Source organism: Priestia megaterium NBRC 15308 = ATCC 14581 (assembly GCF_000832985.1).
Taxonomy (GTDB): domain Bacteria; phylum Bacillota; class Bacilli; order Bacillales; family Bacillaceae_H; genus Priestia; species Priestia megaterium.
Window position 1 is genome coordinate 2,582,573 of record NZ_CP009920.1, and the last position, 14,471, is coordinate 2,597,043.

At 36.1% G+C, this 14,471-nt stretch carries 15 protein-coding genes; 12 read left to right on the forward strand and 3 right to left on the reverse strand.

The window, feature by feature from the left end; genetic code table 11:
- Positions 1-99 precede the first annotated feature (99 nt).
- The 6 genes from BG04_RS13885 (at position 100) to BG04_RS29725 (ending at position 6,449) form a co-directional block, all read left to right on the forward strand.
- Positions 100-705 carry a hypothetical protein gene (locus BG04_RS13885; protein WP_034654643.1) on the forward strand — a complete coding sequence of 202 codons (606 nt, stop codon included), beginning with the start codon at positions 100-102 and terminating at the stop codon, positions 703-705.
- Positions 706-1,050: 345 nt separating this feature from the next.
- The gene (locus BG04_RS13890; RefSeq protein WP_013081583.1) at positions 1,051-1,548 is read left to right on the forward strand and encodes a GNAT family N-acetyltransferase; all 498 of its coding nucleotides are present in this window, start codon (positions 1,051-1,053) and stop codon (positions 1,546-1,548) included.
- 248 nt (positions 1,549-1,796) lie between these two features.
- On the forward strand, positions 1,797-3,569 hold the full coding sequence (locus BG04_RS13895) for an extracellular catalytic domain type 1 short-chain-length polyhydroxyalkanoate depolymerase (RefSeq protein ID WP_034654641.1): 1,773 nt from the start codon (positions 1,797-1,799) through the stop codon (positions 3,567-3,569).
- 278 nt (positions 3,570-3,847) lie between these two features.
- Positions 3,848-5,122, forward strand: coding sequence for a LysM peptidoglycan-binding and 3D domain-containing protein (locus tag BG04_RS31760; protein WP_034654639.1), 1,275 nt, complete (start codon positions 3,848-3,850; stop codon positions 5,120-5,122).
- 207 nt (positions 5,123-5,329) lie between these two features.
- Positions 5,330-6,091, forward strand: coding sequence for a M15 family metallopeptidase (locus BG04_RS13905; RefSeq protein WP_034654636.1), 762 nt, complete (start codon positions 5,330-5,332; stop codon positions 6,089-6,091).
- Positions 6,092-6,320: 229 nt separating this feature from the next.
- Positions 6,321-6,449, forward strand: a complete 129-nt coding sequence (locus BG04_RS29725) for a YjcZ family sporulation protein (protein ID WP_013081587.1) — start codon at positions 6,321-6,323, stop codon at positions 6,447-6,449.
- Between the two features lie 53 nt (positions 6,450-6,502).
- Here BG04_RS29725 and BG04_RS13910 read toward each other — a convergent pair whose 3' ends face one another.
- Positions 6,503-7,039 (reverse strand): SH3 domain-containing protein, encoded by a 537-nt coding sequence (locus BG04_RS13910; protein WP_013081588.1) that lies wholly within the window; start codon positions 7,037-7,039, stop codon positions 6,503-6,505.
- Positions 7,040-7,199: 160 nt separating this feature from the next.
- The gene (locus BG04_RS30965; protein ID WP_013081589.1) at positions 7,200-7,373 is read right to left on the reverse strand and encodes a hypothetical protein; all 174 of its coding nucleotides are present in this window, start codon (positions 7,371-7,373) and stop codon (positions 7,200-7,202) included.
- A gap of 148 nt (positions 7,374-7,521) precedes the next feature.
- On the opposite strand from BG04_RS30965, the gene BG04_RS13915 reads away from it, so the two are divergent.
- From BG04_RS13915 to BG04_RS13935, 4 genes are all read left to right on the forward strand, one after another.
- Positions 7,522-8,352 (forward strand): GNAT family N-acetyltransferase, encoded by an 831-nt coding sequence (locus BG04_RS13915; RefSeq protein ID WP_034654631.1) that lies wholly within the window; start codon positions 7,522-7,524, stop codon positions 8,350-8,352.
- 478 nt (positions 8,353-8,830) lie between these two features.
- The gene (gene cls, locus BG04_RS13925) at positions 8,831-10,282 is read left to right on the forward strand and encodes a cardiolipin synthase (protein ID WP_034654626.1); all 1,452 of its coding nucleotides are present in this window, start codon (positions 8,831-8,833) and stop codon (positions 10,280-10,282) included.
- A gap of 174 nt (positions 10,283-10,456) precedes the next feature.
- A complete protein-coding gene (locus tag BG04_RS13930) occupies positions 10,457-10,948 on the forward strand; it encodes a YflT domain-containing protein (protein WP_034654624.1) in 492 nt (163 codons plus the stop codon).
- A 75-nt stretch (positions 10,949-11,023) separates the two neighbouring features.
- Positions 11,024-11,251, forward strand: a complete 228-nt coding sequence (locus BG04_RS13935; RefSeq protein WP_013055216.1) for a hypothetical protein — start codon at positions 11,024-11,026, stop codon at positions 11,249-11,251.
- A 227-nt stretch (positions 11,252-11,478) separates the two neighbouring features.
- On the opposite strand, the gene BG04_RS13940 is transcribed toward BG04_RS13935, so the two are convergent.
- Entirely contained in the window at positions 11,479-11,688 is a 210-nt protein-coding gene (locus BG04_RS13940) for an alpha/beta-type small acid-soluble spore protein (RefSeq protein WP_034654622.1), read from the reverse strand.
- 270 nt (positions 11,689-11,958) lie between these two features.
- Between BG04_RS13940 and BG04_RS13945 the strand changes: the two genes are divergently transcribed.
- Both BG04_RS13945 and BG04_RS13950 read left to right on the forward strand, forming a co-directional pair.
- Positions 11,959-13,290, forward strand: a complete 1,332-nt coding sequence (locus BG04_RS13945) for a prolyl oligopeptidase family serine peptidase (protein WP_034654619.1) — start codon at positions 11,959-11,961, stop codon at positions 13,288-13,290.
- Positions 13,291-13,428: 138 nt separating this feature from the next.
- Positions 13,429-14,427 carry a LacI family DNA-binding transcriptional regulator gene (locus BG04_RS13950; RefSeq protein WP_034655319.1) on the forward strand — a complete coding sequence of 333 codons (999 nt, stop codon included), beginning with the start codon at positions 13,429-13,431 and terminating at the stop codon, positions 14,425-14,427.
- The last annotated feature ends 44 nt before the right edge of the window (positions 14,428-14,471 follow it).

The following is a 14,471-nucleotide window of genomic DNA, read 5'->3' on the forward strand; positions in this document are numbered from 1 at the left end:
TTAGGCATAGCCTAAGGATTTTTTGTTTGGCTATATTTATAAACACTTGTTTAGGTTATGATATAAGATAGTGATGCAGATTAATCAGGAGGTTTTTTCATGTTACAAAGTAATATTCAAACTTATATTGAAAAAGAAATGAACGTTCAAGGTCAATCTTTATCTCTATACCAGGAAGAAAAGGAATATGCGTTGCAAAAAAAGTTGGTACCGCAAAACCTGATGATAGAAGAAAAAGAGGAATCTTTACGTTTTAAAGATTCTTATATCGAAAGAGTAGATAAAGAAACGGACGAGCTGATCGCAGAAGAATTTCCTCTTTCGTTTTTAGATACGCCCATTTCTTACTTGAAAGAACACAGAAGTGAATTTCTATATGTAGAATCAAAATGGTTCGAATTTATTAAGCTTGAGGGATGTTCTTTTGAAGTGGATGATGTGTTTGGCACATATAAAGTATTAACGGGGCTACATATGCAAAAAAAATTCGGTTCTTTACTAAAACAATTTTTTGCTAAAGAATTTAATGAAAGTCCGACAAGCGTCCAACTTTTATTTAATGATAAAGATGGATTATGGGATGTGAATATTGAATTAGATGCTATAAAAGAGTTTAATGAAAAAATGTCGATAGGTGAAGTTCTTGTTCTTACATATCGTTTTTTCTTTCATCTAGTGGAGTATGTAGAGAACGAAAAAGCTTAAGAAATGATGATTACTTTCACTGTAAAGCATAGAACGTAGTTTCTATGCTTTTTTTGATGAGTAATACGTAATGAATGCTAAATGAAGCTGGAAATACATTTACATCTCTATGTTTTTATGGAATGATAAAGAGTATCTTTACCTATATGACTGCTATAAGTAAGGAACAACTATCAGGAATCTTTCTAGTTTTTTGAGAAAGTAGCTCACATATTAGCTGTTAATAGCACTCAGAGCAAGAAAGCTTCCGTAGGATGAAGTATAATATATACATACAGGAACTATTTTTAACTTTATAAAAAATGTCTGCTGACGTATGGGATTATAAATAAAGAGGGGATGTTCATGTTATTAAGAAAAATAAAGTCTGAAGAATTGGCAGAAGTCTATCAAATGGGATATGCCGCATGGCCTAAAGGCAGAACGTATAAAGAGTATGTGAGAGATAATCAAAAAGAAGAAACATATGGAATTCGATATGTATACGTAAATGAAGAGGATCAAATTATTGGTTCATTTATTTTGCTTCTTTTACAAACTCCTCGATTAAAGTTTGCTTTGCATGGTATTGGATCCGTTGTTGTACACCAGCTTTATCAACGAATGGGGTATGGCCGTGATATGCTTGAAGACTTTTTTAAAAAGATGAAGATAGAGAAGCGCAGCGCTATTTTTATGCTGTATAGCGATATTCTTCCTGAATATTATCATCAGTTTGGGTTTAAGGAGCTCCCTTCTCATTTACAACGTTATCCTCAATCCATTGCTATGGTAAATTGCAGCGAGTCACAATATGAATACTTAAGTAAGCAATCCATAGAAGACATACCGGCCTATTTTTAAAAGGTATGTCTTTTTTATAGTATTTATCGGCACAATCGTTTACAATTTTATGTAAGCGTTCTCTTTTTTAGGAGATGAATGATTTTATTCGTCCTCATAACCGTAGGCAAATCGTGCAGTTAATATAAATTTTATTACATAAAACCTTGCTATCATCTTACTAATAACTCTTATTCATTTCCATACCATACCGATATGTACGTTTGCTGCTAAGTATAACCATATCAATATAAGGAGGAAGCAGGAAGATGAAACGATTATTTATAGCAGGGATCACTTTTATACTTTTTTTATCTTTAGGTGCTGTATCTTCTTCAGCCGCAGGAAGTTTTACCTCTAAAACATATAACGGAAGGACATACAAACTGTATGTACCTAGCAGTTATCAGGGAGGTGCTGCCTTACCTCTAGTAGTTATGCTACATGGCTGTACTCAAGACCCTGATCAATTTGCAGCAGGAACACAAATGAATGAACTGGCGGAGACAGAGAAGTTTCTTGTTCTTTATCCAGAACAACCCTCTTCTGCTAATTCAAATAAGTGTTGGAACTGGTTTGATACTGCTCATCAATCAAGGGGAAGCGGTGAACCAGCGTTAATTGCTGAAATGGTCAATCAAATAAAAAGCAGTTATTCAATAGATGCCAACCAAGTCTTTGTTGGAGGGCTATCTGCTGGTGCAGCTATGAGTGTTATTATGGGAGCTACTTATCCAGACATATTTGCGGCTATCAGCGTTGGGGCTGGCTTAGAATATAAAGCAGCGACTAATGTGACAGGTGCTTATACAGCAATGAGCAGTGGAGGTCCTAATCCTATCCAACAAGGAGATTTAGCCTATTCAGCCATGGGAGATCATAAACGAGTGGTTCCAGTTATTTTGTTTCATGGGACAGCTGACTACACTGTTGCGCCTATAAATGCGCATCAAATATTATCGCAATGGGCTCAAACAAATGATAGAGCGTCTGATGGGCTGGATAATAACAATATTGATGATACGGCAGATCAAACTGCAACAGGTACAGTATCTGGTGGAAGAAGCTATACGCAATATATTTACAAAGATACAGCAGGAAAAACAGTAATGGAAAAGTATATGATAGAAGGAATGGGACATGCTTGGTCAGGGGGAAGTACATCCGGTTCTTATACAGATCCTAAAGGACCAAATGCAACTAAATTAAGCTGGAACTTTTTTAAAAGCCATCCGAAAAATGGCGATGCTCCTAATCCAGGAGATATATCCCCACCGGTTACAGCTGCTTCACCAGCGGGAGGAACGTATGGAAGTTCTGTTTCTGTTACATTATCAACCAATGAACCTGCCACCACTTACTATACATTAGATGGAAGCATACCAACTGTTAATTCTCTAAAGTACTCTGAGCCTATTACCATCAACTCTAACAAAACAGTAAAGTTTTTTAGTGTAGACGCAGCGGGTAACCAAGAGGAAGTAAAGACGGAAGTTTATCAAATTTCTGGAACTTCAGAGAAATCTTCAGTATTTTCTTCACTTGCTGCTGAAGATGGATTTATCGGAAACTTATCAGCTGACGGTATGAGTAGTTCTATTCATAAAATTGGGGATAAAGGAATGTACAATACCGACACATACCGAACCATTTTATCTTTTGACACGGGTTCTTTACCTGATGATGCAATCATTACGGATGTATCTTTAAAAATTTATCGCAAATCTTCAACTGGTAATATTTCATCTTTGAAAGGCGATATTAAAAGCGGTGTATTTGGAACTAGCAGTGCTTTAGAACAAATAGATTATCAGGCTTCACCATCTATTTCAGCGGGCTTCCAAATGTCAGTGCCTCCCCTCAATAATGGATATACAACTATTCAACTTCCTTCCTCACTTTGGGGATATATGAATAGGACCGGCAAAACTCAATTTCGCTTGTCAAGCTCAGGTCCAGCGGACCTTTTAAGTGATGTAGTTGAAATTTATGGGGGCGACAATCCTGCATGTGCTCCAACTTTAACTGTTTCATATAAGTAAAAAAACCTTCTAAAAGCAGTTAGCTTTTAGAAGGTTTTTTTGCTGATAAGTTACTTTTATCACCGAATACAACTCCAACTTTTTATAGAGTTTTCTTCAAATTTTAACATGATTTTGATGAAATTTAATCATTATTCAAAAATGAATTGTCAGAAATATTACAAGAAAATGTTTAAAATTAATTAAATCCGTAATAAAAGTAAAATATTCCTGTAATGGAAGTGAAATGAACAGGTGGTATCATTCAGTCATTGAGTAAATAAGGAGGTATTCGGAAAATGAAGAAATTTGTATTTACTCTAGGGACAACGGCAATTCTTTCAGCAGGATTTGTAGGTGCAGCATCTGCCTCTACAAGCGGAACGTATGAAGTACAAAAAGGTGACACTTTATGGAAAATCGCTCAAAATCATAATGTGAGCGTAGACGAGCTAAAAGATGCTAATAACTTAACATCAACACTAATTTATCCAAATCAGACACTAAACTTATCTAGCATAAAAGAAATCGTACATACTGTAAAACGTGGTGACACTTTGTGGTCAATCGGTCAACATTATGGCGTAACAGTAGAAGAAATTAAAGAATGGAACGGTTTAACATCAGACTTAGTTTTCCCTGGAGAACAATTTAAAATTAAAACGGCACAAGCAGCTCAATCTCAAACAGCTAGTGCGCCAGTAGCAAAGGCAGCTCCACAAGCGCAGCAGTCTCAAACGGCACAAGCTCAGCAAGAACAAGCAGCACAAGAACAAACGCAAAAAGAACAAGAGCAAGCTCAAGCAGCACAAGCACAGGTAGCACAAGAGCAAGCACAAAAAGAACAAGAGCAAGCTCAAGCAGCACAAGCACAGGCAGCGCAAGAGCAAGCACAAAAAGAACAAGAGCAAGCTCAAGCAGCACAAGCGCAGCAGTCTCAAACGGCACAAGCTCAGCAAGAACAAGCAGCACAAGAACAAACGCAAAAAGAACAAGAGCAAGCTCAAGCAGCACAAGCACAGGTAGCACAAGAGCAAGCACAAAAAGAACAAGAGCAAGCTCAAGCAGCACAAGCACAGGCAGCACAAGAGCAAGCACAAAAAGAACAAGAGCAAGCTCAAGCAGCAGCACAAGCACAGGCAGCGCAAGAGCAAGCACAAAAAGAACAAGAGCAAGCTCAAGCAGCAGCACAAGAGCAAGCACAAAAAGAACAAGCAGCTCAGCAACAGCAACAGCAACAAGCAGCTCAACAGCAACAACAGCAGTCTCAACAGCAAGCTAGCGGCAAGTCTATGACTGTTGAAGCAACAGCTTATACAGCTAACTGTGCTGGATGCAGTGGTACAACAGCTACTGGAGTAAATTTAAAATCAAATCCAAATCAACGAGTAATTGCGGTTGATCCTAGCGTTATTCCATTAGGTTCAAAAGTATACGTTGAAGGTTATGGTCAAGCTGTAGCAGCAGATACAGGTGGCGCAATTAAAGGAAATCGAATTGATGTATTCGTTTCTTCAGATAGTGCTGCACAAGACTGGGGCAGAAGATCAGTTAAAATTACAGTTATCGACTAATACTAGTCTTATAGAATAGAAGTAAAGAGAGATGTCTTTTAGGAGACATCTCTTTTTTATGCTTAAAATGAACGTTTGAAAAAATTAGGTCCGGGCATACTAAAATTTATAATAGGAATTAGTTTGTTATATTAGTAATTATTTCTTGATTTATATACAATGTTTGAGTGTCCTAAAAAGCTGAAAAGATGTCAGGAGTATAGAAATATGAAACTTTATAAAAAAATGCCTTTACTAATAGTGCTGGGTGTTATCGCAGGATTCTCGTATCTAGGTCATCAGGGATTATTTCAGCACGATGATCATTTGAATACGTCTGATCATAATCCTTTATCTTCTTCTAAACAGAAGCAGAATAGTATAGAAATTGTAGGGAACCCAGAATCCATTGGTGTGTTAGTAAACAAGCAAAATCTTCTTCCTGATCACTATGAACCCAATGACCTTGTATACCCAGACGTTCGGTTTATATTTAAAGAAAAAATTGAAAAGCGCCAAATGCGTACAGAAGCAGCAAAAGCATTAGAAAGGATGTTTTCAGCTGCTGAACGAGAAGGAATTTACCTAGCCGGTGTTTCTGCCTATCGTTCTCAAAGCCGTCAAGAATCTCTTTATCAAGCGTATATAAAACAAGATGGAGAAGCGGCAGCTAATCATTACAGTGCTCATCCAGGCAGCAGTGAACATCAAACTGGTTTAAGTATAGATGTCTCAAGTAGCACCGGTAAGTGTGCGGCTCAAGATTGTTTTAAAGATACTCCTGAAGCCAAATGGATTGAAGCAAATTCATATAAATACGGATACATTGTTCGCTATCCAGAAGGAAAGCAGCAGATTACAGGTTATAAATATGAGCCGTGGCATATACGATTTGTCGGAAAAGAACTCGCCTCTAAGGTGTCTAAGAAAGGAATTACGTTAGAAGAATATTATAATGACTACATGCAAGTTGATAATCTGGTTCAATAAAAAAGAAGAGTTATATAAACTCTTCTTTTTTTGTATTGCTGAAATATACTCTTACTTTAAAAGGGGGAACGAGGGAAAGATGTAGAGATGAAGCACGGGATGATATATCCTATGCCTTACTAGTAAAAGAGTTAACGTTTATAAATTATAATGAATTTTGTGATAAAGAATATTCATGTTCGTTTTCATTTCCCTTCACATATTCTACAAAAAAGGGAGGTGAAAGAAAATGAGTTTTTACGGAGGTTATGGTTATGGGTACGGATACGGATCAAGTCACGGAAGTAGCTTTGCGCTAATCGTTGTGCTATTTATTTTACTAATTATCATCGGTGCTTCATGGGCAGGGCACTATTAATAAGGTGTCCATAAATAAACTCCCTTGAAATAATTCAAGGGAGTTATCTATTTTTATCTATAAGTAGGTAACTGTAAGTACGCAGTGCTTACATATCCTTTAAAACCGTTGTATTCTACAAAAGCCCAATCAAATGAAAGCTTTTTATCTTTTGAGTAGCCCCAAGCTAAGAAGCTGAGGCTTTTTCCTTTAGGAATAGTTGTTACAACTTTGTTGCTTGTGCTAGGCCCTGTGCGTAAATTAAGGTTAGCAGTTGTATGAACAGTAGTAGGGACTTTCATTAAATAGGAAGTACTGATATATCCGGTGCCGCCAATTATTTTAATGGCAGCCCAGTCTGCATTTACAAACTTGACTACTTCAATTTGATCTTTTTTTCTTAATGTATCAAGAATCTTTCCCTGAGTGCTAGGTTTTGAACGTATATTGAGTACGTTTGCGGTCACTTCATATACGCTGAACGGTGCGTTTATTTTTTCTGCTGCACTTGCTGTTTGCTCGTGAGTGAATGGCAGTGTTCCAGATAGAGATGAAAAAGTAAAGCCCGCTGCTAATGCTAAAACCGATATAGATTTTGTAATTGTCTTCATACAAATATCCAACTCCTTAGTGAAATAGATAATAACTTTTCTATAACACTAAGAATAAGGGTTACTTGTTTCTAAGTTGTTACCAACATATATCCCAGTTGTAAATTTATAAAAGGTCTGTAAAAAAGTTTATTTCACCGACCTTTTAATAGCTTTATTGTTACTCCTCCTCGCGATCTTCCGTTGATTTGTAAAAAGAAAAATATACAAAAACAGATAATACTGTTCCATAAATGCTCCACAAAGCTAAAGCGAAAATAAATTCTTTCTGCAGGCAATAAATAATGGTTAAAGCAACTAGTGCAATAAAACTTATCAAAATGGTCTTTTTCATAAGCACCCCGCCTATTTAGTTTGATTACTCTATATGCTTTTTGATCTTGCTTTTACCCTATAATTATTCGACTATTGTGCTAAAGATGAAAGGAAAAAGTTAAATAAAGCCGAACTTATAATAAAAAGAAGAATGCAGGGGGCGTTTTATGTTAGAACAACATGTGTTAGAAGATATAAAAAAGCTACAGTCTATTTGCGAACAAGAAGAGCACATAGAGCTGAAGCTGAATTTTGATATGTTACGAAGTCGAAAACAAAATGAAGTTAACGATTTTTTTCATTATGAAGATAATCAGCTTGTTGGGTTTATTGGTCTTTATGGGTTTGGGAATACAGTAGAAATATGCGGAATGGTCGCTCCTAGCTATCGCCGAAAAAGGATTTTTTCAAAGCTGTTTTCTCAAGCTTTACATATATGTAAGAAGCGTGGGTATACAGAGATTTTATTAAATGCTCCTGGCGATTCGGTTTCAGGCAGGGAGTTCTTAAAGCAAATTCCATGTTCATTTACTTTTTCAGAATATCAAATGAAGTGGACAAAAAAAGAATTGGAAGATGATAATCCCTTTGTTACACTTCGCTCTTCCCAATCAGATACCGATATGAAAATGGAAATGCAAGTTGATGTGGAATGCTTTGGTATGTCTTTAACAGAAGCAGCTGCTTATTATGAACAAACGAAAACGAAAGAACAGCAAAACCATTTTATTGTAGAGTACAATAGTCAAGCGGTTGGAAAGTTAAGGGTATCTTATAATAAAAGCGAAGCATGGATTTATGGATTTGGTATTTTACCTTCTTATCAAAAATTGGGAATAGGAAAAGCTGCTTTAAAACAAGTTGTTTTAAAGCAGCTTCGGCTAGGATATGATATATTTCTTGAGGTTGAAGCGAAAAACAAACGCGCTTTGCAACTCTACGAAACATGCGGTTTCAATTCATATCACGTGCAAGATTATTACGTATACAACTTGTAGATAAAAAACACGGAAATCTTAGATTTTCGTGTTTTTTATTTATATATTAGATGATATGTGCTTTTTTGAGTAAATAATGAGAAAGTAGAGAAAAAGTGATATGCCCGTTGATAGAAACAGGGAAGGCCATACAAACATGATAGGAGCGCTGCAAACAAGGATACACGTAAGAATACCTCCAATAAATGCTTTTCTAAACAATTGATAAGCCGTATACCCCAGACTAATACTGATAAATACATTGATGAGGCTAAGAAAAATAAAAGGAAAAAACAAATTATTTCCTCCTTTTTTTAAATACACCATAAAAAGAAATATTTTACATTTTTAGTATAGCAAAAAATAAAAAAAACAATAAAATTTGGATACTAAAGATGAAAAAGGAAGCGATCTGTGTTATGTATAGTAAAGTGAATGAAAGCGTTAAAAACGGAAATGAGTTAATAAAGCAATGCAGTAGAAAGAAAGGAGTAAACGAATGGAATTTGCCCATATCTTTACACTAAGTGTATCTGTTGTAACAGCTATTAATGTTTTATTAGCCGGTATTCTTATTTTCATCGAACGAAGAGATATAGGATCTACATGGGCGTGGCTTCTTATTTTATTTTTTATACCGATTGTCGGCTTTATTGTATATCTATTCTTTGGAAGACAGCTAAAACAGAAGAACTTTTATAAGTTATCATCTGATGAGCGGGAATATTTAAGATCTTCAGTAGATGAACAATTAAAAGAACTTAAAGCTACCCATGAATATCGAAATGATTTATTGATTCAACATAATAAACTGCTGTTCACCAATTTAAATTCTTCTAAGTCACTCGTGCGCACTGACAATGAAATTGATATCTTTAGTGATGGTAATCAGAAATTTGATGCATTGTTTGAGGACATTCGAAATGCTAAAAAAGAAATTAATATTCAATATTATATTATTCAACGAGATAATCTTGGGAAAAAATTAAGAGATGAGCTAACAAAAAAAGCAAAAGAAGGCATAAAAGTTCGTGTTCTTTATGATGAAGTAGGATCTAGAAAAATGACGCCATCATTTTTTAAGGAGCTTATTTCATATGGCGGCGAAGCACAGGCATTTTTCCCTTCAATTCTTCGCTTAATTAATTTTCGGATTAACAATCGAAATCATCGAAAGCTTTGTATTATTGATGGTGAAGTAGCATACATAGGAGGATTTAACGTAGGAGATGAATATTTAGGGTTAGATCCAAAAATGGGTTATTGGAGAGACACTCATTTTCGCATTAAAGGAGAGTCAGTGAACGATATTCAAGGGAGGTTCATTTTAGATTGGCATCAAGCAACAAAACAACCAATTGAACTGGAACAATTTTTGCATCGTACAGAAACTCATTCTGGAACGGTTCCTGTACAAATTGTAGCAAGCGGGCCAAACTCGACTACTCAGCATCTAAAAAACATGTATATCTCATTGATTATGTCGGCCAAAGAAAGTGTGTACCTTCAAACGCCTTACTTTATTCCAGACGCAAGCTTTATGGATGCTTGTAAAATTGCTTTATTATCTGGAGTAGAGATTCATATTATGATTCCAAACAAACCCGATCATCCTTTTGTTTATTGGGCTACGTGGTCTCACGTAGGCGAACTGCTGACGTATGGTGCACATATTTATCTCTATGAAAAAGGCTTTTTGCATGCTAAGACGATTGTAGTAGATAATGAAGTGTCTTCTGTAGGCACGACGAATATTGATCCACGAAGTTTCAGTCTTAATTTTGAAGTGAATGCAGTTGTATATGACCAGCCTATTGCCAAAAAGTTGCAGAACCTGTTTCTTGAAGATGTGCAATACAGTTCAAAATTAACGCTCGAACGATATAAAGAGCGCTCTCTTCTTATAAAATTTAAAGAAGCGGTATCTCGCTTACTGTCACCAATTTTATAATACAAATCATTGATATCATGAAGCAGACTTGAATTTTTAGATTCAGGTCTGTTATTTTATTGGTTTCTCCTTGTAAGGAGAGCGAGAGATAAAATTAAAAAGTTTTACCAAAAAATCCAAGGGTATTAATACTATAACAAGCTAAAAAATGATAATACCTAGGAGGAATAGAAAATGACAAAAAATGTAGTAGGTACGTATGATTCAGAGGCAGCGGTTATTACAGCGATTCGAAATTTAAAAACACAGGGATATCCGGACAGTGCACTTTCTGTCTTGACAAACAGTGGTCTGCGTCATGAAAATACAGAAGCGATTGAGCATTCTGCAGGAATTGATGTGCAAACAGTTGATACAGATGAACACTCAAAGCACCATCAATCCTTTATGGAGAAAATAAAAAATGCTTTTACGCCGTCTGAAGAAAAAATGGATCAAGATGTTAATCGAATCGAAAATCAATTAACCGAATATGGTGTACCTGCTGCAGAAGCTTCCTCATATGTATCTGATCTTAAAAAAGGAAAAGTTTTGCTGATGGTAGACGCAGTTGAGCATGATAAACACAATTCAGCTCTAGGAAAAACAGTGACACCTGCTGAAAAATCAGCTGACCCAATGAATGAAAAAATGTTATACGGCAATCACGAAAATAAAATAAGGTAATGTTGAAGTAACCAAATGCGATAATAAAAGACTGCGTTCTTAAATAAAAGCTAGTTAACGAAAGGAAGGGGACCGATGAGAAATCTAGAAAAAACGGAATATGAACTTGACTATTTAAAACAGCAGCAAGAAGTTAATCAAGAGCTCATCAAAGTTTCACAGTCTCTTGTTGCTACGTTAAAACAGTATGAAGAAGAACCAGAGAATACGGAAGTGTTAGCTGTTCTTGCTGACTTAGAAGGTCAGCAAGAGCAGCTAAAAGCAAAGACCGAAAAGATATCTAAAGAGCTTGCACATTTATAGAGTGAGATGAAAGAAGTTCCTATAAAAGGGACTTCTTTTTATGTTTTATCATAAACAATCTATTGTGAGAGAAAGAGAACCTTATATAACGGAACGTAAACGTTATGGAGAGGTTTTGTTTTAGATACATATAGAGAAGAAGAAACGCGATAAGAGATTATGTAAAAATGGGAAAAGGAAGAACGGTCATTCGCTCTTCCTCCAGCCGTATTGCTTATGACAGTGATTTAGAAACGTCCGCCGCCAAGTTGCTGTTCAGCCATTTGCACAAGACGTTTTGTGATTTCGCCGCCTACTGAGCCGTTTGCGCGTGCAGTTGTGTCAGGACCAAGAGTTACGCCAAATTCGCTAGCGATCTCATATTTCATTTGATCGATTGCTTGTTGAGTACCGTGTACTGCTAATTCGTTGCTGCTCTTATTTCTGCTGTTTGCCATCATAATCAACTCCTTTTATAAGGTTAAGATTATGATTTGATTAATAGATAGTTTTTATACATAAAATAAAAAAATTTTTTCAAGGACTTATAGAATATGCTTATTGGAATAAAGAACCAAAAGTTTCCGCTAGGTAACGGAAAATAATTATGTGTAGAAAGAGAGAGGGGGCAAGTAAAATAGAACACAAGAAAGTAAGCGGTTACAAAACGATTAAGATAGAAGGAGAATGTTAATATTCCTATTCTATTTAAAAGGAGGAGATTTGCTATGTATCAAAGGTTAAAAAAGTCTGTACTATTGGCTATTACATTGAGTTTAGCAATTGGCATTGTACTCTCTTATGAGAAAGCAGCGCTGGCGAAGCAGACGCACGAAAAAGCTACATCCTATCGTACAGTGACAGAGATTTATGACTGGGGAGCGGCGATCACAAAAATTATTATTGACTTAGGTGAACCTGTTCCAACCAATTCACTTACAAAAGAAACGTTTAAGGTGCATGTGGCTCGAAGTGATAGTCGATTAGAACCGTCTTTATTGGAACAAGGAGATCGTACAGTAAAAAAAGCCTATGTATCTGATAAAGATGGACAACCAGCCGTACATACTGGAAAATATGCAGTTTTAGAAATGGAAGTTGGACCAGCTGTTTCATTAGGAGCACCACTAAATTACGATGAATATGGTACAGAGTTAAATGCATGGATAGACAGTCAATATACCATTACTCAGCAAAAAGACATAATAACAAATAAAGGAAAGTTGTCAGGGCTTGTAGTGAAACAGTTTGCAGGAGAGAAAAAAGAACTCGTAGATGATTTTACAATTAAAAAAGGTATATATCAAAATATAGAATTAGCATACGCAAGTCATGCGCCGGCAAAGGATAAGAAAAAGAACCCATTAATCATTTGGCTACATGGTGGAGGAGAGGGAGGAACAGATGCAACAATTCCCTTATCTGCCAATAAAGCTGTTAGTTTTATCACAAAAGAAACTCAGGCTTATTTTGAAGGTGCCTACGTTTTAGTACCGCAAGCGCCAACAAAATGGATGGATGGTTATACGGGTAAAGCGGATGGAACTTCTATTTATAAAGAATCACTGATGGCCTTAATTGAAGAATATGTTTCTAAAAACCCTGATATTGATCCCAATAGAATCTATATCGGAGGAGCATCTAACGGCGGATATATGACTATGCTTATGATTCGTGATTATCCAAAATACTTTGCAGCAGCATTTCCAGTATGTGAAGGACTAAATGATAGATTAATTACGAATCAAGATATTGAAAAGATGAAACAAACACCTATTTGGTTCGTAGCCGCCAAGAATGATACGGTCCTTCCGCCAACAATTAACACTCTTCCAACTTATGAACGTTTGGTGAAAAGCCATTCAAATAATGTTTATTTATCACTATTTGAGGATGTCCATGACACCACAGGTTTGTATAAAAATAATGATGGTTCGCCCTATCAGTATAACGGGCATTCATCTTGGATATATCTGTATAATAATGAACCCAACGCTAAAATAAACGGAAGCACAACAAGCATAATGGAATGGATAAGCAAACAATCGTTGAAAAATTAATCATTTTAAAAAAAAGCTGTTGCACATTGAACAGCTTTTTTATTTCTCTTTTAAAACGAAAGATTGTATCTAAAATAAACGATTGAATACTTTCGTGATAAAATAAGGAAAGAGATCAAGAAGAAAGGAACAGTGAAAGTGAAACCAACCATTTACGATGTTGCGAAAAAAGCAGGGGTATCAATAGCCACTGTATCCAAAGTAATCAATCAAACAGGCCGTATTAGTGAAAAAACGATAAAAAAAGTGAATGAAGTAATGATGGAATTAGATTATCAGCCTAGCAGTGTGGCAGCGGCGTTAACAGGAAAAAAGACGTACACAATCGGTGTTCTAGTTCCTGATATCTCGAATCCTTTTTTTGCAGAGGTAGCAAGAGCTTTTGAAAATAGTGCTAGAGCAGCGGGATACACGCTTTTTTTATGCAGTACAGATCATCAAACTGCGCGCGAGCATGAATATATAGATCTTTTATTTAAAAAACAAGTAGATGGAATCATTATCGCAACCGAACTAAATGATACGAAGCTCGTAAAGAAGATCGTGAAGCATGATGTACCGCTTGTATTGTTTTCAGTTGACCATCCTTCTATCTCAACGCATGTAGTGACAATTGATAACGTTCGCGGAGGATATATCGCAGGTACGTATTTAATAGAAAAAGGTCATCAATCGGTAACGATTATGACTGAAAAAGATAGAAAAAGCAGTGAGGGACGATTAGAGGGATTTAAACAAGCGCTCACAGAAGCAAATTTATCACTAGAAAATCAATCCATTATCAGCTGTTATTCAACAGTAGAAGATAGCAGGAGAGCAAGTAAACAGCTGCTTTCCTTGCCTAATAGGCCAACAGCAGTCTTTGCATGTACAGATCTGATTGGGGTATCGCTCATAAACGAGGCAAGAAAGCAGGGGCTTTCGATCCCCGGAGATCTATCGGTAATTGGATTTGATAATACGATTTATGCCGATATTGCTGAGCCCGGTTTGACAACGATTGAACAACCCATTTCTCAGATGGCTACTAGTACGTTTGAACAGCTGTTAAAGTCTATGAAAAAAGAAGAGCATGCGAAACAGCGAGTAACGATTATTCCCGAACTAGTAGAACGTGCGTCGGTAAAAAAGTTATAAAATAGAGAAGGTAAAAAAGCTGCAGGTGTTGAGACACCTGCAGC

Coding starts and splice junctions, on each gene's coding strand:
- BG04_RS13915 (WP_034654631.1), top strand. CDS start 7,522: ATGTTAGAACAACATGTGTTAGAAGATATAAAAAAGCTACAGTCTATT.
- BG04_RS13895 (WP_034654641.1), top strand. CDS start 1,797: ATGAAACGATTATTTATAGCAGGGATCACTTTTATACTTTTTTTATCT.
- BG04_RS31760 (WP_034654639.1), top strand. CDS start 3,848: ATGAAGAAATTTGTATTTACTCTAGGGACAACGGCAATTCTTTCAGCA.
- BG04_RS13940 (WP_034654622.1), bottom strand. CDS start 11,688: ATGGCAAACAGCAGAAATAAGAGCAGCAACGAATTAGCAGTACACGGT.
- BG04_RS13935 (WP_013055216.1), top strand. CDS start 11,024: ATGAGAAATCTAGAAAAAACGGAATATGAACTTGACTATTTAAAACAG.
- BG04_RS13910 (WP_013081588.1), bottom strand. CDS start 7,039: ATGAAGACAATTACAAAATCTATATCGGTTTTAGCATTAGCAGCGGGC.
- BG04_RS30965 (WP_013081589.1), bottom strand. CDS start 7,373: ATGAAAAAGACCATTTTGATAAGTTTTATTGCACTAGTTGCTTTAACC.
- BG04_RS29725 (WP_013081587.1), top strand. CDS start 6,321: ATGAGTTTTTACGGAGGTTATGGTTATGGGTACGGATACGGATCAAGT.
- BG04_RS13890 (WP_013081583.1), top strand. CDS start 1,051: ATGTTATTAAGAAAAATAAAGTCTGAAGAATTGGCAGAAGTCTATCAA.
- BG04_RS13905 (WP_034654636.1), top strand. CDS start 5,330: ATGAAACTTTATAAAAAAATGCCTTTACTAATAGTGCTGGGTGTTATC.
- BG04_RS13930 (WP_034654624.1), top strand. CDS start 10,457: ATGACAAAAAATGTAGTAGGTACGTATGATTCAGAGGCAGCGGTTATT.
- cls (WP_034654626.1), top strand. CDS start 8,831: ATGGAATTTGCCCATATCTTTACACTAAGTGTATCTGTTGTAACAGCT.
- BG04_RS13945 (WP_034654619.1), top strand. CDS start 11,959: ATGTATCAAAGGTTAAAAAAGTCTGTACTATTGGCTATTACATTGAGT.
- BG04_RS13885 (WP_034654643.1), top strand. CDS start 100: ATGTTACAAAGTAATATTCAAACTTATATTGAAAAAGAAATGAACGTT.